Source organism: Thiolinea disciformis DSM 14473, from assembly GCF_000371925.1.
GTDB classification, from domain to species: domain Bacteria; phylum Pseudomonadota; class Gammaproteobacteria; order Thiotrichales; family Thiotrichaceae; genus Thiolinea; species Thiolinea disciformis.
Window position 1 is genome coordinate 27,917 of sequence record NZ_AQVE01000027.1, and the last position, 21,288, is coordinate 49,204.

The window sequence follows — 21,288 nt, forward strand, 5'->3', positions numbered from 1 at the left end:
AAGCGATGGACAGCGATCAAAGTAACCTGCCTAAGCATGTTGCTGTGGTAATGGATGGCAACGGTCGTTGGGCAAAAGCGCGTTTCTTGCCGCGCTTAGTGGGACACCATCGTGGTGTTGAAGCTGCACGCAAAGTGATTAAAGCGTGCAGTAAAGCTGGCGTTAAGTGTTTGACCTTATTTGCCTTTAGTAGTGAAAACTGGCGTCGTCCAGCCGACGAGGTGAGCGGTTTAATGTCGCTTTTCATGACGGCATTAGAACGGGAAGCGGAGGGCTTAATTCGCAATCAAGTCCGCTTAAATTTTATTGGTGATCGCTCAGCTTTCTCTCCTGCTTTGCAAGATAAAATCTATTCTGTTGAACAACAAACCCAACACTGTACTGGTTTGCAGCTATTAGTGGCAGCAAATTATGGTGGGCGCTGGGATATTGTACAAGCGACACAACAGATGTGTTTAGCAGTACAACAGAATACCTTAAATCCTGAGCAGATCAGCGAAACCACGTTTACGCAGTATCTTTCCACCGCCGCTTACCCTGAACCAGATTTATTTATTCGTACCGGCGGCGAACAACGCATCAGCAATTTCTTATTATGGCAATTGGCCTATACCGAATTTTATTTTTCCAATAAGCTTTGGCCTGAGTTTGATGAACAAGCCTTGCAAGAAGCCTTTAATGAATATGCTAAGCGTCAGCGGCGTTTTGGCATGACTGACGATCAATTACAAACCAGCGCAGGTTCCTGATGCTTAAGCAGCGTGTCATAACGGGTGTGATTTTAGCTTTGTTGGTTACGCTTGGTATTTATTTTCTCAATAGCTTTTGGTTTGCCCACGTCTCACTGGTCATTATTATCTTATTAGGGGGATGGGAATGGGGAAAATTAGCACAAGCTTCCGAAGCTGAGCGGTGGATCGGTTTGGGTTTGGGCTTGCTTTTAGCGGAAGCGATGTGGTTTCTTCAACCGCCTGTGTGGTTGATTGGTTCTTTAGGCGTTATTGTTTGGTCAGTTTTGTTATATCACTTGTTCCATTATCGTCAAACCACGACTTACTATCAGGATAATCCCCATTTTTTCAAAATACTCGGCTTTTTAGTGCTCTTGCCTGCTTGGTATAGTTTAGCGAAATTGCATGATCTGCATTATGGTGATGTGTTTTATCTAATCAGTTTAATTGCCTTTGCGGATATTGGCGCTTATTTCACTGGAAAGAAATTGGGCTCGATTAAATTAGCGCCAGAATTGAGCCCAGGGAAAACGCGTGAGGGTATGTCAGGTGCTTTAATCCTTACCTTCATCTGGGCCTATATTGGTTTTTGGTTTCAGCATTTAGGTTTTGGTCAAGGTTTATTGTGGATGCTATTTTCTCTCTTGGCAGTGGCTATTTCGGTGGCCGGTGATTTGTTCGAAAGTATGATGAAGCGCCAAGCAGGCGTTAAGGATAGCGGTAGAATTTTGCCGGGACATGGTGGCATTTTAGATCGGATTGACAGTCTATTGGCGGCTGCACCCATTTTGACTTTGGGACTCGTGCTCATGGGAGCAGCAGGTGCGTAAATGACCAAGCAACTCACTATTCTTGGTTCAACGGGGAGTATTGGTCTTAGTACCTTAGATGTCGTTGCGCGTCATCCGGAGCGTTTCCAAGTTTTTGCTTTGGCGGCGCAGCGTAGTGTTGAGATTATTTTCCGCCAATGTCAGCAATTTAATCCACGCTATGCGGTGCTAGTCGATGACATGGCGGCACAGCAACTAGCTCAGCAATTAAAAGCGAGTGCTAGTACGACCGAAGTGTTGCAAGGTTCAGATGCTTTAGTGCAAGTCGCTGAGCATCCGGAGGTTGATTATGTGATGGCGGCGATTGTCGGTGCTGCGGGTTTAGTACCGAGTCTGGCAGCAGCGCGTGCTGGCAAGCGTGTCCTGCTCGCCAATAAAGAAGCGCTGGTCATGTCGGGCAAGCTGTTTATGGATGCAGTGCATGAATATGGTGCTGAGTTATTGCCTATTGATAGCGAGCATAATGCCATTTTTCAGTGCCTGCCGTCCTACGGTAAACAAGGTGTTGAAAAGCTGTGGTTAACCGCATCTGGCGGCCCGTTTCGCCAGTCGCCTTTAGCGACCTTGGAGCAAGTGACGCCTGAACAAGCGGTTGCCCACCCTAATTGGTCTATGGGGCAGAAGATTTCCGTTGATTCAGCTAGCCTAATGAATAAAGGCCTAGAAGTTATCGAGGCTTGTTGGTTATTTGGGGTGTCTGTCGATCAGGTCGAGGTCGTGGTGCATCCACAAAGCACTATTCACTCTATGGTCGCTTATAATGATGGTTCGGTCTTAGCCCAATTGGGCAATCCAGATATGCGTACACCGATTGCGTATGCCTTGGGGTGGCCAGAGCGTTTGGACTCTGGTGTTAAGCCTTTGGATTTGTTTGCAACGGCGCGACTCGACTTCGAAAAGCCTGATCTGATACGCTTTCCTTGTTTACGTTTGGCCTTTGAAGCTCATGCGGCGGGTGGTTTTGCTACCATTGCCTTAAATGCCGCGAATGAAATAGCGGTGCAAGCCTTTCTAAAACGTAATATTGGTTTCATGGATATTCCACGTTTGGTTGAATCTGTGGTGCAATGTGCTCCATCAGGAACTCCTAATCAGTTAGAGGCTATACTTATTCAGGATGAGGCAAGTCGACAAACGGCATTATCTTGGGTAAAAAATAAAAAATTATGATGAATATTTCTAATCTACTCATTATCTTACCGGCATTCTTAGTCACCATCGGTGTATTAGTTGCTATTCATGAATTCGGTCATTTTTGGGTGGCGCGCAAGCTAGGTGTGAAGGTCTTGCGTTATTCGATTGGGTTTGGCAAGCCTTTATGGCGGCGTATAGGCAAAGATGAAACTGAATATGTAATCGCCGCTTTGCCTTTTGGTGGCTATGTCAAAATGCTGGATGAGCGTGAAGGCCAGGTCGATCCTGCTGAAAGGCACTTGGCGTTTAATACCCAGTCCGTGTGGAAACGGATGGCTATCGTGATTGCTGGGCCATCAGCCAATTTCCTATTAGCCATTTTTATTTATTTTATGATTTTTAGTGTCGTGGGTAATCCCGCGATGAAACCTTTTGTGAGCGCTGCAAATAATTCGCCAGCGGCTTTAGCAGGTATTAAAGCAGGTGATCGCATTGTTTCCGTGAATCAAATCCCTGTTGATTCATGGGAAGATGCACGGATGACGTTGTTGGAAGAATATTTGAAGTCCCCTGTTTTGGCGCTGGGGGTAGAAACCCAACAAGGTTCCCCTGCTATGCGTAGCTTGGATTTAAGTGGTCAAGCTTTATTAAAAGATCAAGGTGATTTTTTAAATAAATCTGGCTTGGAGTTTTGGGTACCTGAGAAAGAGGTGCGTTTGGGCGAAACTTTGCCCAACTCACCCGCAGCGCAAGCGGGTTTAAAACTGGGTGATATTGTTTTAGCGGTTGATGGTGAGAAGCCTAGTTCCGCTCAGGCTTTTGTCGAGATGATTCAAAAAAGTCCGAATAAAACCTTAGAGCTAAAGTTACGTCGTCATGAAGATACTATTCAGGTCAACATTACTCCGGCTAAAAAGGTTTTAGACAATCAACAAGAAGTCGGGCAGATTGGCGCTGGGGTAGGTGAAACGATTCCTGAGGCGACTTTAAAGCAATTGCAATTTACCCAACACTACGGGCCGATTGACTCGATCGTGCAGGGTTTCAAAAAGACGTGGCAAATGTCTTTAGTCACTTTGAAGTTGATGGGACGCATGTTTACCGGCGAAGTTTCACTTCAAAATATTAGCGGTCCCATTACGATTGCTAAATTTTCAGGCGAGACCGCACAAGCTGGTTTGCCTTATTATCTAGGCTTTTTAGCCATTGTCAGTATCAGCCTTGGTGTTTTGAACTTGCTTCCTATCCCTATGTTAGATGGTGGGCATTTATTGTATTACCTGATTGAACTCGTCAAAGGCAGCCCAGTTTCAGAAAAATTTGAAGAATTTGGCTTGCGTTTTGGTATGGCAGTAGTGGCTGGCGTCATGGTTTTGGCGTTATATAACGACTTTATGCGGTTATTAAACTAATGAAAAAACAATCAATTTCTTTCGCTATTGCCAGCAGTTTGTTGGTATTTTCATCATGGGCGTGGGCAGAAGCCTTTATAGTACGCGATATTCAGATGCAGGGTCTGGATCGTGTTGCTGCTAAAACCGTATTAAGTTATTTGCCTGTTCGAGCTGGACAGCCTTTTGATGAGGCACAGTCGGGCGAGCTTATTCGTTCTTTATTCCAAACTGGCTTATTTGAAGATGTCAAACTCACGCGCAGTGATGATGTATTAGTGATTTCTGTCGTAGAGCGCCCAGCCATTGGCGATATTACTGTGACAGGCAATACTAAAATCAAAACCGAGCAATTATTACAAGGCTTAAAAGCAGCAGGAATTGGAAAGGGTGATACCCTAGACAAAGCGGCCCTGAACAAAGTTCAACGTGAATTAGAGGCTCAGTATTTATCACAAGGTAACTATGGCGTTGTGATTAATACCGAGATTCAACCACTGGCCAATAAACGGGTACGCATTGCAATCAAAATTAGTGAAGGTGCCATTGCTAAAATTCAAGAGGTCAAAATTATTGGTAATAAGGCATTTCCAGAGTCGGTGTTATTAAAGCAACTGGAGTCAGGGACGCGTGGTCTATTATCGTTGCCATTTTTAAGTACACGTGATCAATATGCTAAAGAAAAATTAGCGGGCGATTTAGATGTATTGACTTCTTATTACCGAGATCGCGGTTATTTGAATTTCGAAATTGTATCGAATGATGTGAAGTTAACACCGGATAAGAAAGGTGTTTATATCACCATTAATGTACATGAGGGTGACCAATACCGCATTGGGCGCGTGACAGTGACAGGCGATGCGAATTTGTCACAAGACCAAATTAATCAAGCGGTTACGTTGCAAGAGGGTGCGGTTTTCTCGCAAAAGAAATTAGAGGAAACGCGTAAGAACCTTGGTAAGTTAATCGGAAAAGAAGGTTATGCCTTTGCCAAAGTAGGCGCGACGCCGGACGTGGATCAGGCTAATAAAACCATTGGAATTAATTTGATTCTGCAAACTGGTAAGCGGACTTATGTGCGCCGAATTAATATTCGCGGTAATAATCGTACACGCGATGAAGTTTATCGTCGTGAGATGCGCCAATTAGAAAGCTCTTGGTTCTCAGCTGAGCAAGTTGAGCGCTCTAAGATTCGTTTGCAGCGTCTGCCTTATGTGGAAGATGTACAAATTACCACTGAGCCTGTGGCGGGAACGGCGGATCAGGTTGATTTGAATATTGTTGTATCCGAGCGCTCTGCAAATAATTTTCAGGTTGGTGCCGGTTATTCACAGTCACAAGGCGTATTGGCGAATTTGAGTATCAATCAAGACAACTTTATGGGTACAGGTAAGAAAGTTGGCTTGGATATTGATACCAGTAAAGCGAATCGTAACTTGGAAATTTCTTATACTAACCCTTATTACACCGCAGACGGGGTCAGCCGTGGCATGAGTATTTATTACAATAAATACGATGCGGCTAAAGAGGATATTTCCGATTATGCTTCTAATAAACTAGGCGCTTCGATTAATTATACCTTCCCGATTAGCGAGCATGATTCTTTCAGTTTTAATGTGGGTTTTGAGCAACGTGAGATTGTGCCTGGTAAGGATGCTGCCACCCATATCACGGACTTTCTTGCGAAACATGGTGATACCTATAAGCAACTTCCTGTAACGCTCAGTTATGTACATGACACTCGTAACCGCAGTATTTTCCCGACGGAAGGGCAGCGGCATCGTATTGCTATCCAAGGCGCAGCGCCGGGCAGTGATTTGCAATATCAAAAGATCAGCTATGACGGTGCTTATTATAAAGCGCTTAATGAAGATTATACCTTGGGTCTCAAAGCGCGTGTCGCGGGTGGAACCGGTAGTGGCGATTTAGATGGTTTGCCGTTTTTCGAAAAATATATGGCGGGTGGTATTCGTACCGTGCGCGGCTATGACCAAAATAGTTTAGGGCCTAAAGACTCCAAGGGCGATCCGATGGGTGGCGATTTATTGGTGGTTGGTAAGGCAGAAGTACAATTCCCTATGCCTTTAGCGCGGGATGTGAAAAGCGTCAAGATGAGTGCCTTTGTGGACGCGGGTAATGTCTATGATAAATCGGGTGACTTTGATTCTGGTGAAATTCGTACTTCGGTAGGTGTGGGCGCGGTATGGCTATCCCCATTTGGTCCGCTAGAGTTGAGCTATGCTAAGCCTTTGAATGCCAAAGATGGCGACGACGAGCAAAGTTTGCAGTTTAGTATCGGTGCTTCGTTCTAGAATCATCCATTAGGAATAGGGCTATAAGGTGCTAAAGCAACGTAGTTGTTTGAGTTTGGTCAGTATCCTGTTCATGGTTTGGGCAGTGTTAGCGTATGCCGAAACCGCTAGCTCCACTGAACCCGCCTATCGTTTAGCGGTGGTGAATTTAGGTCAACTCTTAAATGAAGCACCCCAATCGCTCACAGAGACTAAGCGCTTAGAGGCATTATTTTCTAAGCGCGAATCCGAATTAGCCCAAGAAAAGTTGCAATTAGATAATTCACTTCAGGCCTTACAAGTCGAACGTGAAACAACACCTGCCACGGAATTTCTCCAACGTGAACGCGAATTGCGTACTAAGCAGCGTGATTATTTACGCAAATTGGAAGATTTTCGTGAGGAAGTCAGCAGTGCGCGCAATGATTCTTTGCAAAAAGTGCAAGATTTAATTGATCGCGCCGTGGAAGAGGTAAGAGCGCGCGATAATATTGATATTGTATTTCGCGAAAGTCATTATGTGGCCGCTAGTCAGCGCGTCAATATGACCCAAGAAGTGCTGACTTATTTGCAACAGCAGTTCGAGGCCGGACAAGTTAAAGATACCTCTTCGAATAGTGCAGCGAGTCCTACACCAACTAAGCCCGCTAAAGAGGAGGAATAATGCCAACATGGACACTAGCTGAATTGGCTGAGGCCACTCAAACAGAATTGCGCGGCGATCCCCAGATACTGATTAAGGCGGTGGCGGCTATTGATAAGGCGCAGGCCGGTGATATTAGCTATGTACGCGATAAGCAATACGCAAAATTTTTAAATGAATCGCAAGCGAGTGCTTTAATTTTGCCTGCTAATCTCGCGAGTGATTATCACGGGCATTGTTTAATTAGCCGTAATCCTTATTTGAGTTATGCGCAGATCGTTACTTTAATGAATCCTCGGCACAAACCAGCGATGGGTATCCATCCAAGTGCCATCGTCGCCAGTGATGTCGAACTGGGGGAGAATGTTTCGATTGGTGCACATGCAGTGGTGGAGGCGGGTGTGCACATTGGTGCTGACACAGTTATTGGTGCCGGTTGTATGATTGGGCGCAATACAAGGATTGGTGCTAATGGCTTTATTCATCCCAAGGTTACGATTGCGAGTGAGACTGAAATTGGCGAGCGGGTGATTTTACATTCGGGTTGTGTACTGGGGGCAGATGGCTTTGGCTTTGTGCCACAAAGTATGGGCTGGTATAAAATTCCACAGATTGGTCATGTGAGTCTAGGGGATGATGTTGAGATTGGCGCAAATACGACTATTGACCGAGCGGCAATGGGTGTGACGCGCATTGGCCATGGCGTGAAACTCGACAATTTAATTCATATCGCCCATGGGGTTGAGATTGGGGATCACACGGTGATCGCCGCCTGTACCGGTATTGCAGGCAGTGCCAAGATTGGCAAGTTTTGCCAAATTTCAGGGATGTGTTCCATTGCAGGGCATTTGACAGTAGCGGATCGTGTTACGATTACTGCAACCAGTTTTGTGATTAACTCCATTCCTGAAGCAGGTGTTTATTCTTCTGGTACGACCATAGAGGAACATGGTTTATGGCGTCGTAATGCCGTGCGCTTCCGACAACTGGATCAAATGGCTAGACGTGTGGCAAGTTTAGAGAAACAATTAGCGGCTTTACAAAAAGCACCCAGCGGAGAATAAAATGTCGCAAATGAATGTTAATGAAATAAAAAATTTCTTACCGCACCGTTATCCTTTCTTATTAGTCGATCGTGTTCTCGAGCTCGAAGAAGGCAAATATATTAAGGCGATTAAAAATGTTACCCATAATGAGCCTTATTTTACCGGACATTTCCCTGATAAGCCCATTATGCCGGGCGTATTAATACTGGAGGCTTTAGCCCAAGCCACTGGTTTATTGGGTTTCCGCACGGTTAGCTCTCAGCCACAACCAGATACTTTATACATGTTAGTCGCCATTGATAATGCGCGTTTTAAACGTCAAGTCGAGCCGGGCGATCAATTAGTCTTAGAAGCCACTTTATTAAAACGTAAAGGTATTATGTGGGTATTTGATACCAAAGCGACCGTGGATGGGCAAATTGCTGCAAGTGCAGAAATTATGTGTGCTGCTAAAAAACAAGAAGGTGCCGCTTGATTCATCCGAGTGCGATTATTGATGCGAGTGCTGAGATTGAAGCAGGCGTTGAGATTGGGGCGTATTCTGTTATTGGTTCTCAAGTAAAAATTGGGCGGGGCACTAAAATTGCTTCACACGTAGTGATTGATGGCCCAACACGCATCGGTGTTGATAATCAGATTTTCCCCTTTGCTTCGATTGGTGCAGTACCTCAAGATAAAAAATATAAAGCCGAGCCGACCGAATTAATTATTGGCGACCGTAATGTGATTCGTGAAGGTTGTACGTTTAATCGGGGGACGATTCAAGATAAAGGCAAAACCCTTATTGGTAATGATAATTGGATTATGGCCTATGTCCATATTGCACATGATTGCATCGTGGGCAATAACACGGTATTTGCTAATAATGCCACCTTAGCAGGGCATGTGGAGATTCGCGATTTTGCTATTTTGGGTGGATTTACCTTAGTGCATCAATTTTGTGTCATTGGTGAATACGCTTTCACTGGCATGGGAAGCGCGATTGGCAAGGATGTACCGCCGTATGTGATGGCAACAGGCGCTCCGGCTGAGCCGCGTGGTATTAATGCAGAAGGTTTACGCCGCCATCAATTTAGTGCTGAAGCCATTCAGCGTATCCGCGACGCTTACCGTTTGTTATATCGGCAGCATTTATCTTTGCAAGAAGCCTTGACTGAGATTGAGCAGCAGTATGGCTCGTTTAAGGATACGCAAGCTTTAATTAATTTCTGTCGCCATACTGAGCGTGGCTTAATTCGTTAGGAGATGGGATGCTGAAACGCATTGCGATTGTTGCCGGTGAAACTTCGGGCGATTTACTCGCAGCACGTCTAATCCTAGCGCTCAAAGCTTTAAATCCTGAGCTTGTGTTTGAAGGTATTGCTGGCCCAGAGATGCAGGCGGCAGGTTGCGTATCATTATTTCCCATGGAGCGCCTCTCAGTGATGGGGTTGGCAGAAGTTTTAAAACACTTGCCGAGCTTATTAAAAATTCGTGGTGCTTTAGTTAAACGGTGGCATAACAATCCTCCTGATTTATTTATTGGGGTTGATGCACCGGATTTTAATTTACCACTGGCGGGTAAATTGCGCCGAGTCGGTATTCGTACAGCACATTATGTCAGTCCTTCGGTGTGGGCATGGCGTGCCTACCGCGTCAAGAAAATGCGCCAACAATTAGATGTGGTGTTGTGTTTATTTCCGTTTGAAGTCGATTTTTATCAGCGCCATGAACTGGCAGCGGAGTTTGTTGGTCATCCCTTGGCGGATGAAATTCAGTTTGATGGCAATAAAGTTGCGGCACGACGTGAATTGGCTTTACCAGAATTTGAAACCTTACTGGCGATTTTACCGGGTAGTAGGCGAAGTGAGGTTGAGCGACTTGGTAAAGTTTTTTTTGAAACCGCACAATTATTACAAAATTTAGACCCTGACTTACAGATAATTATTCCCACGGTAAACGACAAACTCTTGGCCTTATTGGAAGCCCAACGTCTCAAAGTGGCGCCTGATCTACTGGTTACTTATCAAAACGGTCAATCGCGCCAATTAATGCAAGCAGCAGATTATCTATTAATGGCTTCCGGCACTGCAGTTTTAGAAGGAATGCTGAGTGGGCGCTTAATGGTTGCGGCCTATCGAGTGTCTGGCTTGACGATGTGGATTTTGCGACGCTTTAAATTGCTGAAGGTGAAATTTGTGACTTTACCGAATAATTTGGCGGGCGAAGCATTAGTACCAGAAGTGTTGCAAGAGCAAGTCACACCAGCCTATCTGGCAGAACAACTCGAAGCTCTCTTCCAACTTCCTGAAACAAGGCGTAATTATATTATGCAGCGTTTCAAGTGCTTACACAGCGAATTAAAGCGCGATGCTAGTGCTAGTGCAGCGCGTGCCTTGATGAGCCATTTTAATCATGCTTGAAGTGAAACCACACTTAGTTGCAGGTGTTGACGAAGTAGGGCGTGGCCCTCTGGCGGGACCGGTGGTAACAGCCGCGGTGATTTTAGATCCAGAACGCCCTATTGAGGGTTTAAATGATTCTAAAAAGCTAACTGAACGAAAGCGCCAGCAATTAGCAGAACTTATTCGCGAGCGCGCCTTAGCATGGAGTCTAGGTCGGGCTGAAGTGGCAGAAATTGACCAACTCAATATTCTACAGGCTACTCTATTAGCGATGCAGCGTGCTGTTGCAGGTTTGAGTATTCAACCAGAGCAAATTTTGATTGATGGACCACATTGTCCGGTGCTGCCCTACCCAGCACAGGGCATTGTCGGTGGTGATGCCTTAGTTCCAGCCATTAGTGCTGCTTCGATTTTAGCAAAAGTAGCGCGTGATGCCGAGCTATTGGAGCTAGATAAATGCTACCCTGAGTATGGCTTTGCTCAGCATAAAGGTTATCCTACGGCTGCGCATTTAGCTGCCATTGAACGCTTGGGTGTCTTAAGTATTCATCGGCGGAGTTTTAAACCAATCAAAAAATTCATTTATCCATAAAAAAATAACGTTTATCCTCGAGAAGTGCCGCTGGTTTTTTCAGATGTTTCGTTTGTCTTGTTGCGCGTAGTTCAAGTTATAAGTTTTTATTATAAATACCTCCATCAGCAACGCACACTAACCCCGATCGCTGATTAAGAGCCGAGTTAATTCGTGCTAAAGCCTAATTAATTTTTGAGGCGTTTCGATAACGTCTTGTAACAATAAATTGCGATGGAGATGAATCATGACCTATATCGTTCGTAATAATTTCACTTCGATTTCTCACTTAGCAGCAAAGCGCGAAACAAATTGCTTACCTTTCGGGCGTGAGTTAGGTGGTTTTAGAGATTATTGCAATGATCGCTGCCATGTTGACCCACGCTTATCAAATCGCGAAATGATTGGCAGATTGAGTAACTTATTAGACGAATTATGCCAACTAGAAGGTTTAGCAAAGTGTAGTGGTTATAATTTAGATAGAAAATATGATGCCTTGCCTAGTGCTCGTTATGATGGTTTCTTAAAAGGTTTAGCAGCATTGCCAGGTGGTAAAAAAGGGGCTTATGATGCCGGTTTTACCGATGGTTTTGACACCGGTTTTGAGCGTGGTTTAGCAGCAGGTGAATCAGGTGACACTCAGCGTTTGCGTGGTACCCGTGGTAAGCGTGTGGCTTTTGATAAAGGTTTCCGTGAAGGTTATAACGTTGGTGTGGAAGACGGTTCATGCCGTGGCTGTGGTGTTCACCATAAGCAAGTTGGTCATAAATATCGTCGCCATTTAGGTCATAACTTCGCAGCAGCAAAATTAGATAATGGCTTTCAACACCGTGGTTTTGCACATGCAGGCCTAGGCAGAGATTTTGCCTTAGCGCAAAGCAAAGATTTTGGTTTCTTTTCTTGGTTCTCCAATAGCATTGGAGATGTGAGCAACGATGGCCTTGTGAATGTAGCTGATGTGAAGGCTTGGTTAGCCAATAACGAGTCAGTTGTCTCTAAGTTTTGAGAGAATCAGTTTTGACAGATATGGTTGTGCTAAATCGCTTGGGGTTTAGCGGGTAAAAGCTAGTGAAACGCTAGTATTTAATCCCACTGTTTTAAACAGTGGGATTTTTGTTGGGTAATTTTTTAGGTGTTGGATTGAGTTCTCGAGGCAATGAGGGTTTTGCCTCTAGGGGAGCCTTCATACTTAAGTTTTGTTTATTTTTTTCTTGGCGAATACGCAACAGATAGCCTCCTAAGGTTCCGCCTGCGGTGCTCACCATCAATAGACCCAAGATCATAAATTGAGTGAGTAGCAAAAAGCCACCAGCAGCAGCCAAACCTGCTACTGCCATCCCTACTTTAAAATTCGCTTTTGCGGTTGTACGTTTAATTTCCTGCTCAATTTTTTGATGTGCTTCTTTGGTCACTTTATGTTTATCACGTTCAGCATTCACTCGAATTTGCTCACGTTCACGCGCATGGGTTTCACGTAATTTTTGTATTTCGGTTTGCCGCATATTCGATGCTAAAGCACCAAACCAAAACGCCATCAGAGTGGCAACAATGACAATCGGTATTAATACACGTAGCCAGCTCCAGCCTGATAGATCAGTAGGCGCAAGCAACAGAATCGCAACTGTAATCGCTTGCATCAGTAATAAGCCGGGCAAGAATTTAAGCATGGTTAGGGAAAACTCACTGTAAACCGTCAAGTCAGAATAGGGTATCATTCAGTTTTTGTTTAGTCGAAATTCAATAGCTCATGAGTTTTGTTCACCTACGCCTTCACACTGAATATTCCCTAATCGATAGTACCATTCGCGTCAAAGGCTTGATGAAAGCGGTCGAGAAAGCGGGGATGGCGGCCGTGGCAATGACCGACTTTAATAATTTATTTGCCCTAGTAAAATTTTATAAAGCGGCAATGGGGCAGGGTTTAAAGCCTATTTTTGGTATGGATGCCTTGATTTTAGATGAGAGTGGGCAAACCTTTCACCTTATTTTACTTTGCCAAAATAATGTCGGTTACCGCAATCTTACTCGCTTAATTTCTCGTGGTTATTTACAAGGTCAGCATCAAGGTGAGGTGCGCTTAAAACGTGAGTGGCTTGAAGAGTTTAGTGAGGGCTTAATTGCTTTATCTGGTGGGCGTGAGGGGGATGTAGGACAGCTCATTTTAGCGGGGCACACTCAGCGTGCTGCGTTGCAAGTCGAGAAATGGTTAGAAATTTTCCCTGAACGTTATTATTTAGAGCTGCAACGGACAGGGCGATCGGGCGAAGAAGAGTATATACACGCTGCGGTTAGCTTGGCGCTCACGTTAGATGTGCCTGTAGTTGCGACTAATGATGTGCGCTTTATTGCTGAGTCGGATTTTGAGGCGCATGAGGCACGCGTTTGTATTCGTGATGGCTATGTATTAGCCGATCCAAAACGCCCCAAGCGCTATAGCTCGCAACAATATTTGCGCACCCCGCAAGAAATGGTGGGCTTATTTTCTGATATTCCGAGCGCGATTGAAAATACGGTTGAAATTGCGAAGCGTTGTAATGTGTCGCTGACCTTGGGCAAAAACTATCTACCACAATTTCCAATTCCAGACGGTCTAACCGAAGCCGAGTATTTTTGTAAGGTCGGGCAGGAAGGCTTAGAGGAACGCCTCGATTTTCTATTAGGCGATAAATACCCGCGTGGTACGCCTGAGTTTGAGGAAAAGCGCAAGGTTTATGATGAGCGATTGCGTATTGAACTAGACGTTATCAATAAAATGGGTTTCCCCGGCTATTTCCTCATTGTTGCCGATTTTATTCAATGGGCCAAAGATAACGGGATTCCGGTTGGGCCAGGGCGCGGTTCTGGCGCCGGTTCTTTGGTGGCGTATGCCCTAAAAATTACTGATCTTGATCCATTAGCCTACGATCTGCTATTCGAGCGCTTCTTAAATCCTGAGCGCGTGTCCATGCCGGACTTCGATATCGATTTCTGCATGGATAATCGCGATAAAGTGATTGATTATGTGGCACGAACCTACGGGCGTAATCAAGTTTCGCAGATTATTACTTATGGTTCGATGGCTGCTAAGGCAGTCGTGCGCGATGTGGGGCGCGTACTCGGGCATCCTTACGGTTTCGTGGATCGGATTGCTAAATTAATTCCTTTTGAAGTGGGTATGACCTTAAATAAGGCGCTCACGGATGCGGAAGATTTGAAAAGTCTGTATGACAATGACGAAGAAGTCAAAGCTTTATTAGATTTAGCGCTGGCTTTGGAGGGCTTGTCACGCAATGTGGGCAAGCACGCGGGCGGGGTTTTGATTTCTCCTTCGGATTTAACAGACTTTACGCCGATTTACTGTGAAGAAAGCGGTGACGGCTTAGTGTCGCAATTCGATAAAGACGATGTTGAGGCAGTTGGTTTAGTCAAATTCGACTTTCTAGGTTTGCGCAATCTCACGATTATCGATTGGGCACTCAAGACCATTAATCGAGTGCGCAAAGCAAAAAAACAACCAGAGATTGATATTGCGCGCATTGATTTAGAAGACAAAGCCTCGTTTGATTTATTGAAAGCGCAAAAAACCACGGCGATTTTCCAATTGGAATCACGCGGTATGAAGGAGTTGATTAAGCGCCTTCAGCCTGATGTATTCGAAGATATTGTGGCATTGGTGGCGCTGTATCGTCCTGGCCCTTTGCAGTCAGGCATGGTTGATGATTTCATTGATCGTAAACACGGGCGTGCTGCGGTGGAGTATCCGCACCCAGCCTTAGAGCCAATTTTGAAGCCAACCTACGGGGTTATTCTCTACCAAGAGCAGGTCATGCAGATTGCTCAGGTGTTGGCAGGGTATACCTTGGGGGGCGCGGATATGTTACGCCGTGCCATGGGCAAGAAAAAGCCAGAGGAAATGGCGAAGCAGCGTTCTATTTTTATGGAAGGCTCGGAGAAAAATGGTGTTGATCCCAATGTAGCGGGCTATATTTTTGATTTGATGGAGAAATTTGCGGGTTACGGGTTTAATAAATCGCATTCCGCCGCTTATGCGCTGGTATCGTTCCAAACCGCATGGTTGAAAGCGCATTATCCAGCCGCCTTTATGGCTGCGGTATTATCGGCGGATATGGATAACACCGAAAAAGTGGTGATGTTATTAGATGATTGCCGTCAATTGGGTTTAAAAATTCTGCCGCCCGCGATTAATCAATCGGAATTTCACTTTACGGTTGACGATAAAAATAATCTGATTTATGGCCTAGGCGCGGTAAAAGGGGCAGGGGAAGCGGCCATTTCGGTATTATTAAATGAACGCAAAAATGGGCAATACCTGTCACTATTGGATGTTTGCAAGCGTATCCATTCGCAAAAAGTCACACGCCGTGTTTTGGAAACCTTAATTAAAGCGGGCGTTTTTGATTCGCTCCCAGGTTCGCGTCGCGCCAAATTGGAGTATTTGCCTGAGGCATTGAAGATGGCTGAGCAGCATCACCGTGATCAGGGTGTGGGGCAAGTGGATTTATTCGGCGGCGCGATTCAGCCCCCTGAGCAAACCCAGCAAGCGATGCCCGATTTGCCCGAATGGCCTGAGCGCGAGCGTTTGCGCCAAGAAAAAGACACATTGGGTTTATACCTTACCGGCCATCCTATTGATGCTTATGAAAGTGAGCTACAAGCCATCACACCCAAGCGCTTGATTGATATTGTTGAATATAACCCGAGTGGACGGCAGGCTTATCAACGTGAAACGGTGCTAGTGGGGGCCTTGGTAGGCAGTGTTCGCTCACAAAGCGGTGATCGTGGCAAACGCTATTTTATCAAATTAGAAGATCGCTCAGTCGGGGAGTATGAAGTCCTCATTTTCAATGATGTATTTGAACAATACGGGCATTTATTGGAAAAAGAGGCAGTCATTGTGTTAGAGGGTAATGTGTCTTTTGACCAGCGCACGGGTTCTTCGCGCTTTCGCATTGAAAAAATTCACGATTTGCAGAGTGTGCGTGAACATTATCTACGTCGTTTACATTTAACCGTGACTAAACGGCACGAGCCAATACACATCCTAACGACGTTGCAGCAATTACTGCTACGTAGTGAAGAACCCCGTTATCCGATAGTCATTACCTATGAGCAAGAGCAGGCACGTGCAGATTTGCGCTTAGATGCTAATCTTTATATTCCATTAGATGATCAGAATTTACAGCAATTACGGCAATTGTTAGGGCAGGATGCGGTACAAATGGTATTTTGATACCATTTATCGGTCGCTGCTGAGGGGTAGTGAGCCTTGCAAAAACATATTCCGAATTTGTTAACCTTATTGCGGATCGGTGCAATAGCCCCCATCTGTTGGTTATTATGGCATGAACGTTTTACGCAAGCCTTATTGTTACTACTGCTTGCGGGGTTGACGGATGCCTTGGATGGTTTTTTGGCGCGGCATTTTCATTGGACTTCTCAACTGGGTGCTTTCCTTGATCCCTTAGCCGATAAATTATTTATAGTTTCTGTGGTTTTAGTGTTTGGTTTTAAAGGCTATTTACCTTGGTGGTTAGTGTGGTTAGTGTTTGGGCGTGATCTAATAATTCTGGGCGGTGCTTTGGCCTATCGCCTCATATTTGGTGATCTGGAGGTTAAACCATCGCGCCTAGGTAAGGTGAATACGGCCTTGCAAATCAGCTTATTAGCCCTCACCTTAATCCACGTGGCATTTTTCCCTTTTTCAGCGCCATTAATGCAGGCATTACAAATGATAGTGGCTAGTTCCACCCTGTTAAGTGGTGCTAGTTATGTCTACCTATGGGCTCATGATGCAAATAAACGACACTCCAATACGCTCACTTAGCAGTTGTATCCAATGGTACTGGTTAATCTTTGGTGTAATGGCCTTTGTTTTAATCTATCTTCTAGCGCCGATTTTGACCCCTTTTTTGATTGCAGCCGCTTTAGCTTATCTGGGTGATCCCTTAGTTGACCGCTTAGAAGCGTGGAAGCTCTCTCGTACGGTGTCAGTGGTAATTGTGTTTACGGGTATCTTTTTTATATTGCTCCTTATTTTTCTATTTCTGATCCCGATTCTTGAAACGCAAATTTCCAAATTGATTAGTCAAATTAATCCTTTTGTGCAATGGAGCACGGGTTTGTTAGGGCCTTACTTAAAAGATAACTTGGGTATTGATATTGCTGTTTTGGAAGTAGGGCGCTTGACTGACATCATTAGTGCGCATTGGCGTGAAACGGGTGGTTTTATTCGGAATACCGTATCAACACTTTCTAAGTCAGGGCAGGTCATTTTGACTTGGATAGCGAACTTAGCCTTAATCCCTGTGATTACTTTTTATTTATTGCGCGATTGGGATCGCATGGTTGCATATATTGATGATCTGGTTCCACGCTCTATTGAACCGACTATTGCGCAATTAGCGCGTGAATCCAATGATACACTCAGTGCGTTTATGCGAGGTCAGCTATTGGTAATGTTGGCTTTAGGGATTATTTATTCCGTTGGCTTGAGTATTGTTGGTCTAGATTTTGCGGTCTTAATTGGTATGCTGGCTGGCTTTTTAAGTTTTGTACCCTATCTTGGTTTAATTGTTGGAATTGGTGTAGCAGGTATTGCGGTCTTGTTTCAAACCCAAGATCCTTTGAATTTATTATGGGTTATTCTGGTATTCGTGCTAGGGCAGGTGGTTGAAGGAACGGTATTGACACCTAATTTTGTTGGTGAGCGGATTGGCTTGCATCCCGTGACGGTAATTTTTGCCATTCTAGCGGGGGGGCAATTATTTGGATTTTTCGGCGTGTTATTGGCCTTGCCTGTGGCTGCCGTATTAGCAGTAATTATGCGCCATTTGCACGATTCATATAAACAAAGTCAGATGTATCGAATTCAAGCGCCACCGGCATCCATTGAAAATGGCTCTGATATATGAAGCAATTATCATTAAATATCGGCCTATTGGATGGCTTTGAGTTTGCCTCTTTTTATCCTGTCCCAGAAAATCAAGAAATTGTTGCCTTATTGCAAACCGATTTTTGGCGTGTTTTTCCGCAAATCTTTTTGGCGGGTGAATTAGGTAGTGGAAAATCCCATCTACTACAAGCCACTTGTTATCGGATCCAAGAGCAGGGCTTTAATGCGTCTTATATTTCGCTGCGCCAATTAGAACGTTATGGTGTAAGGGTTTTAGAAGGATTGGACCACCAACCCGTCGTATTTATGTTGGATGATATTGATTTGGTAATCGGCGATTTAGTCTGGGAAACAGCTTTAATGCATTTACTCAATCGCTGCCGTGCCCATCAGCAGAGCGTTGTTTTGTCTGGGCAGTTTGATCCCCATGAGCTAGCGTGTAATCTACCTGATTTGGCGTCGCGCTTGGTTTGGGGGCCTACTTTCAGTTTAAAAGCGCTGAGTGCACAACAAGCCTTAGATGTCTTTAAGCGCCGTGCAAAACAACGTGGTTTGGATATTCCTGATGCTGTGCTAGCTCATATTAGCAAGCGTTTTGCGCCTAATATTCAAACGCTAATGCAAATCCTAGATAAACTAGATCGTGCTAGCTTGGACAAAGGTAGGAAGATTACCCGTCAATTGATTCAAGAAATCTTCCCACCTACAGGGTAGTGGTAAGCGCGCTTAATCACGTAAAAAATCTTCGTCGAACACGTCTTTCAAACGGCGAGCTAACTGTTTTTTCTCCATCAAATCTTCAATATTTCGGCGTGCTGCTTGTGATTTCGTCTTAGCATTAGCAGCGTTAGGATTAGAGTTTAGTAAGTTTTGGCTAAACTCTTCATGATCTAATTCAAGGGTCTCGTCATGCATGGCTGCATCTCCTTTTGTTTAACTCAGTTATAGTTTGTTATGTTCGTTAAAGGTGAGTTATCTAAGAGTAGATGAAATTTTTTAAGCTGTCGAATGGCTAACAGACTAACGGGCAGGCAGTTTTTGTAATCTTTCTGCAAAACCTGCTTCTGCTTCATAGCCTATTAAACGTAAGCTTTTTATTTCCCTGCTATTTTGATCAAAAAATAACATGGTTGGTGGGCCTACGACCGCGTATTTTTTTTGCAGCGCCTCATCATCTTTATTTTGCTCAGTCACATCTGCTTTTAATAATTTGATGCCTGTTAAATGTTGGGTGACCAAAGGAGAAATGAGAGTGCTTTTTTCCATGCGCTTGCAATCGGTACACCAATCAGCATAAAAATCTAAGATAGCAAGCTGCTTGTTTTGTTGGGCTTGGGCTAAGGCTTGATCAAGCTCCGCTAAGGATTTAACGCGCTGAAAGCTCAGCTTGGTAGGGCTGGCTACATTCGGCGCTGCGCTGATGGAATTACCCAACACGATACCTTGCAAGGGTTGGAGCATATTTTTACTCCCTACTGCTACCCCTACCAATTGCATCGTACCGAAGAATAATAAAACTAAACCAATACTTTTCCAGAAACGTCTCCAACCGTGTGCTTCGCCATCCAGACGATCTAAAGCGCCCATGTGAATGCCTGAGGAAACCAACAGAGTGCCAGTTAAGGCCATTGTCACGGCAAATGGCACAATCCGATTTAACATCCAAATGGCCAGACCCAGCATGAGAATGCCAAAAATAGCCTTAGTGGTATCCATCCAAGCACCCGCACGCGGTAACAGGTGACCGGCTGAAGTGCCTACAATAAGCAATGGTAAGCCCATGGCAAAACCCATACTGAATAAGGCTGATCCGCCTAAGAACGCATCTTTGGTTTGGGCAATATACGTTAATGCACCTGCTAAGGGGGGAGCCACACAAGGCCCCACAATGAGCGTGGATAAAAAGCCCATAATCGCAGCGCCTAGTAAGCTACCACTACGCTGACGATTACTTAATTCATTTAAACGGCTTTGCAAACTATTAGGTAATTGGAGTTCATAAAAGCCAAACATGGACAGCGCCAAAAAGACGAATAGGGCAGCAAAGCTACCGATGGCAACAGGATGCTGTAAAATAGCTTGTAAATTCTTACCAAAAATGCCAAAGAAGATACCGATAATCGCATAGGCACTGGCACTGGCTAGCACATAAGCGAGCGATAATAGAAAGGCTTTGCGTGCGGATAAATTAGATTGCCCAATAATCACACCCGATAAGATGGGAATCATAGGGAAGATACAGGGTGTAAAGGCGAGTAATAACCCTAAACCGGAAAATAAAGCAATCGTTCCAAATAAGCCGGTCGATTGAAGGCGATTATAATAGTCATCAGCACTGGATTGACTGGTAATGGCTGAACTTGCTACTGCGGTATTGTCGTTAGTATTACTTACGGCTAGCGCCATGGGTGCTTTGATTAATTGTGCTGTATTAGCTTGCTCAGGCAATCCACTTAAGTCGACTTGAGTATCTTGAAGAACGGGCGGATAACAAATCCCTGTTTTTTCAGAGCAGCCCTGATATTCAGTCGTAATAATAATGGGTGTTTGTGTGGTCTCGGCACTTGCCAATTCCAGCGGAATGCTGACATCTAAATCACTATCGTAAACTTCCATCCGACCAAAAAACTCATCATCTACTTGTTTTGCTTCAGGATAAATCGGTGTGCCTAGCTTAACCGTATTCGGAGATTGGACTTTGAAGCTAATTTTGGATTTATAAAGGTGATGCTGATCTTCGACGTCCCAATGCGCTATCAGTGTTTTGCGATCTAAAGCTACTAATGAAAATTTAAAGGCTTGCCCAACATCAAGGGTTTTATTATCGCTCTGTTTAGTAATTCGACTAATCGCAGGTGTTGGGGTTTCAGAAACAGTTGGAACCACCGAGGGATTAGTTAGGCCATTAGTAACGGCAGCTAAATCCAGATCAATAGTTTTTTGAGTAGGAGGCAAGCAAACACCCGCATCCACACAGCCTTGATAACGTGCCTGTAAGGTGAATTTAAGTGCTTGTTGGGACTGTGCACCGCGTTCCAGCGGAAGCTCAAGGACAATATTATTATGATAGGTTTCAAGTTCCCCTAAATTAGGATCAGTCTTTATTTCACCCTTGGGGAAGCTTATTTCATTGGTTTTAATGGATAGATCGGGTGTTTCGGTTTTGAAACGAAACTGATTGCGATATAAGAAATAGCCATCAGCAATCTGCCATTCTAGTTTGATTCGGTCAGAGCCGATGGCTTGGGCAGAAAATTTAAAGGCTTCGTCTGGAGCTAATAAGTCTTTTGGGTCGAGTGCATAGACCTTCATGCCTAGTAGGCAACATAGCCATAACACAGTTAACAACAGTTTTTTCATCCTTAATAGAACTCT

General features: G+C 44.6%; 19 protein-coding genes. 16 read left to right on the forward strand and 3 right to left on the reverse strand.

From position 1 onward, the window contains the following. The first annotated feature begins 5 nt into the window (after positions 1-5). The 12 genes from A3IE_RS0116655 to A3IE_RS0116710 all read left to right on the forward strand — a co-directional run bounded on the left by A3IE_RS0116655 (position 6) and on the right by A3IE_RS0116710 (position 12,027). On the forward strand, positions 6-749 hold the full coding sequence (locus tag A3IE_RS0116655) for an undecaprenyl pyrophosphate synthase (protein ID WP_020396764.1): 744 nt from the start codon (positions 6-8) through the stop codon (positions 747-749). Next, on the forward strand, positions 749-1,561 hold the full coding sequence (locus A3IE_RS0116660) for a phosphatidate cytidylyltransferase (protein WP_020396765.1): 813 nt from the start codon (positions 749-751) through the stop codon (positions 1,559-1,561). The genes A3IE_RS0116655 and A3IE_RS0116660 overlap by 1 nt, the downstream gene beginning before the upstream one ends. Further along, positions 1,562-2,731 (forward strand): 1-deoxy-D-xylulose-5-phosphate reductoisomerase, encoded by a 1,170-nt coding sequence (gene ispC, locus A3IE_RS0116665; protein ID WP_020396766.1) that lies wholly within the window; start codon positions 1,562-1,564, stop codon positions 2,729-2,731. Beyond that, positions 2,728-4,107 carry an RIP metalloprotease RseP gene (rseP, locus tag A3IE_RS0116670; RefSeq protein WP_020396767.1) on the forward strand — a complete coding sequence of 460 codons (1,380 nt, stop codon included), beginning with the start codon at positions 2,728-2,730 and terminating at the stop codon, positions 4,105-4,107. Before ispC ends, rseP begins: the two co-directional genes overlap by 4 nt. Then, the gene (gene bamA, locus A3IE_RS0116675; protein ID WP_020396768.1) at positions 4,107-6,398 is read left to right on the forward strand and encodes an outer membrane protein assembly factor BamA; all 2,292 of its coding nucleotides are present in this window, start codon (positions 4,107-4,109) and stop codon (positions 6,396-6,398) included. The genes rseP and bamA overlap by 1 nt, the downstream gene beginning before the upstream one ends. Before the next feature lie 28 nt (positions 6,399-6,426). Further along, entirely contained in the window at positions 6,427-7,041 is a 615-nt protein-coding gene (locus tag A3IE_RS0116680) for an OmpH/Skp family outer membrane protein (RefSeq protein WP_020396769.1), read from the forward strand. Next, positions 7,041-8,084 carry a UDP-3-O-(3-hydroxymyristoyl)glucosamine N-acyltransferase gene (gene lpxD, locus A3IE_RS0116685; protein ID WP_020396770.1) on the forward strand — a complete coding sequence of 348 codons (1,044 nt, stop codon included), beginning with the start codon at positions 7,041-7,043 and terminating at the stop codon, positions 8,082-8,084. The genes A3IE_RS0116680 and lpxD overlap by 1 nt, the downstream gene beginning before the upstream one ends. Before the next feature lies 1 nt (position 8,085). Then, entirely contained in the window at positions 8,086-8,541 is a 456-nt protein-coding gene (gene fabZ, locus A3IE_RS0116690; RefSeq protein ID WP_020396771.1) for a 3-hydroxyacyl-ACP dehydratase FabZ, read from the forward strand. Continuing rightward, complete coding sequence (lpxA, locus tag A3IE_RS0116695; protein WP_020396772.1) at positions 8,538-9,308, forward strand: acyl-ACP--UDP-N-acetylglucosamine O-acyltransferase; 771 nt, start codon at positions 8,538-8,540, stop codon at positions 9,306-9,308. Before fabZ ends, lpxA begins: the two co-directional genes overlap by 4 nt. An 8-nt stretch (positions 9,309-9,316) precedes the next feature. Beyond that, positions 9,317-10,468, forward strand: a complete 1,152-nt coding sequence (gene lpxB / locus A3IE_RS0116700; protein ID WP_020396773.1) for a lipid-A-disaccharide synthase — start codon at positions 9,317-9,319, stop codon at positions 10,466-10,468. Further along, on the forward strand, positions 10,461-11,042 hold the full coding sequence (rnhB, locus tag A3IE_RS0116705; protein WP_020396774.1) for a ribonuclease HII: 582 nt from the start codon (positions 10,461-10,463) through the stop codon (positions 11,040-11,042). Before lpxB ends, rnhB begins: the two co-directional genes overlap by 8 nt. Positions 11,043-11,268: 226 nt before the next feature. Beyond that, on the forward strand, positions 11,269-12,027 hold the full coding sequence (locus A3IE_RS0116710) for a FliH/SctL family protein (RefSeq protein WP_020396775.1): 759 nt from the start codon (positions 11,269-11,271) through the stop codon (positions 12,025-12,027). Between the two features lie 91 nt (positions 12,028-12,118). Here A3IE_RS0116710 and A3IE_RS0116715 read toward each other — a convergent pair whose 3' ends face one another. Beyond that, positions 12,119-12,688, reverse strand: a complete 570-nt coding sequence (locus A3IE_RS0116715; RefSeq protein WP_020396776.1) for a hypothetical protein — start codon at positions 12,686-12,688, stop codon at positions 12,119-12,121. 80 nt (positions 12,689-12,768) lie between these two features. Between A3IE_RS0116715 and dnaE the strand changes: the two genes are divergently transcribed. Genes dnaE through A3IE_RS21105 form a run of 4 tightly spaced genes read left to right on the forward strand, consistent with a single transcriptional unit; the run spans position 12,769 to position 18,627 of the window. Next, a complete protein-coding gene (gene dnaE, locus A3IE_RS0116720) occupies positions 12,769-16,251 on the forward strand; it encodes a DNA polymerase III subunit alpha (RefSeq protein WP_026154998.1) in 3,483 nt (1,160 codons plus the stop codon). Between the two features lie 36 nt (positions 16,252-16,287). Further along, entirely contained in the window at positions 16,288-16,845 is a 558-nt protein-coding gene (locus tag A3IE_RS0116725; protein WP_020396778.1) for a CDP-alcohol phosphatidyltransferase family protein, read from the forward strand. Beyond that, positions 16,811-17,932 (forward strand): AI-2E family transporter, encoded by a 1,122-nt coding sequence (locus A3IE_RS21100; protein ID WP_083900677.1) that lies wholly within the window; start codon positions 16,811-16,813, stop codon positions 17,930-17,932. Before A3IE_RS0116725 ends, A3IE_RS21100 begins: the two co-directional genes overlap by 35 nt. Continuing rightward, positions 17,929-18,627, forward strand: coding sequence for an HdaA/DnaA family protein (locus A3IE_RS21105; protein ID WP_020396780.1), 699 nt, complete (start codon positions 17,929-17,931; stop codon positions 18,625-18,627). The genes A3IE_RS21100 and A3IE_RS21105 overlap by 4 nt, the downstream gene beginning before the upstream one ends. Before the next feature lie 12 nt (positions 18,628-18,639). Here A3IE_RS21105 and A3IE_RS0116740 read toward each other — a convergent pair whose 3' ends face one another. Both A3IE_RS0116740 and A3IE_RS0116745 read right to left on the reverse strand, forming a co-directional pair. Beyond that, the gene (locus A3IE_RS0116740; protein WP_020396781.1) at positions 18,640-18,828 is read right to left on the reverse strand and encodes a PA3496 family putative envelope integrity protein; all 189 of its coding nucleotides are present in this window, start codon (positions 18,826-18,828) and stop codon (positions 18,640-18,642) included. A 105-nt stretch (positions 18,829-18,933) separates the two neighbouring features. After that, positions 18,934-21,273: a protein-disulfide reductase DsbD gene (locus tag A3IE_RS0116745; RefSeq protein WP_020396782.1), complete on the reverse strand. Its 2,340-nt coding sequence runs from the start codon at positions 21,271-21,273 to the stop codon at positions 18,934-18,936. Positions 21,274-21,288 lie beyond the last annotated feature (15 nt).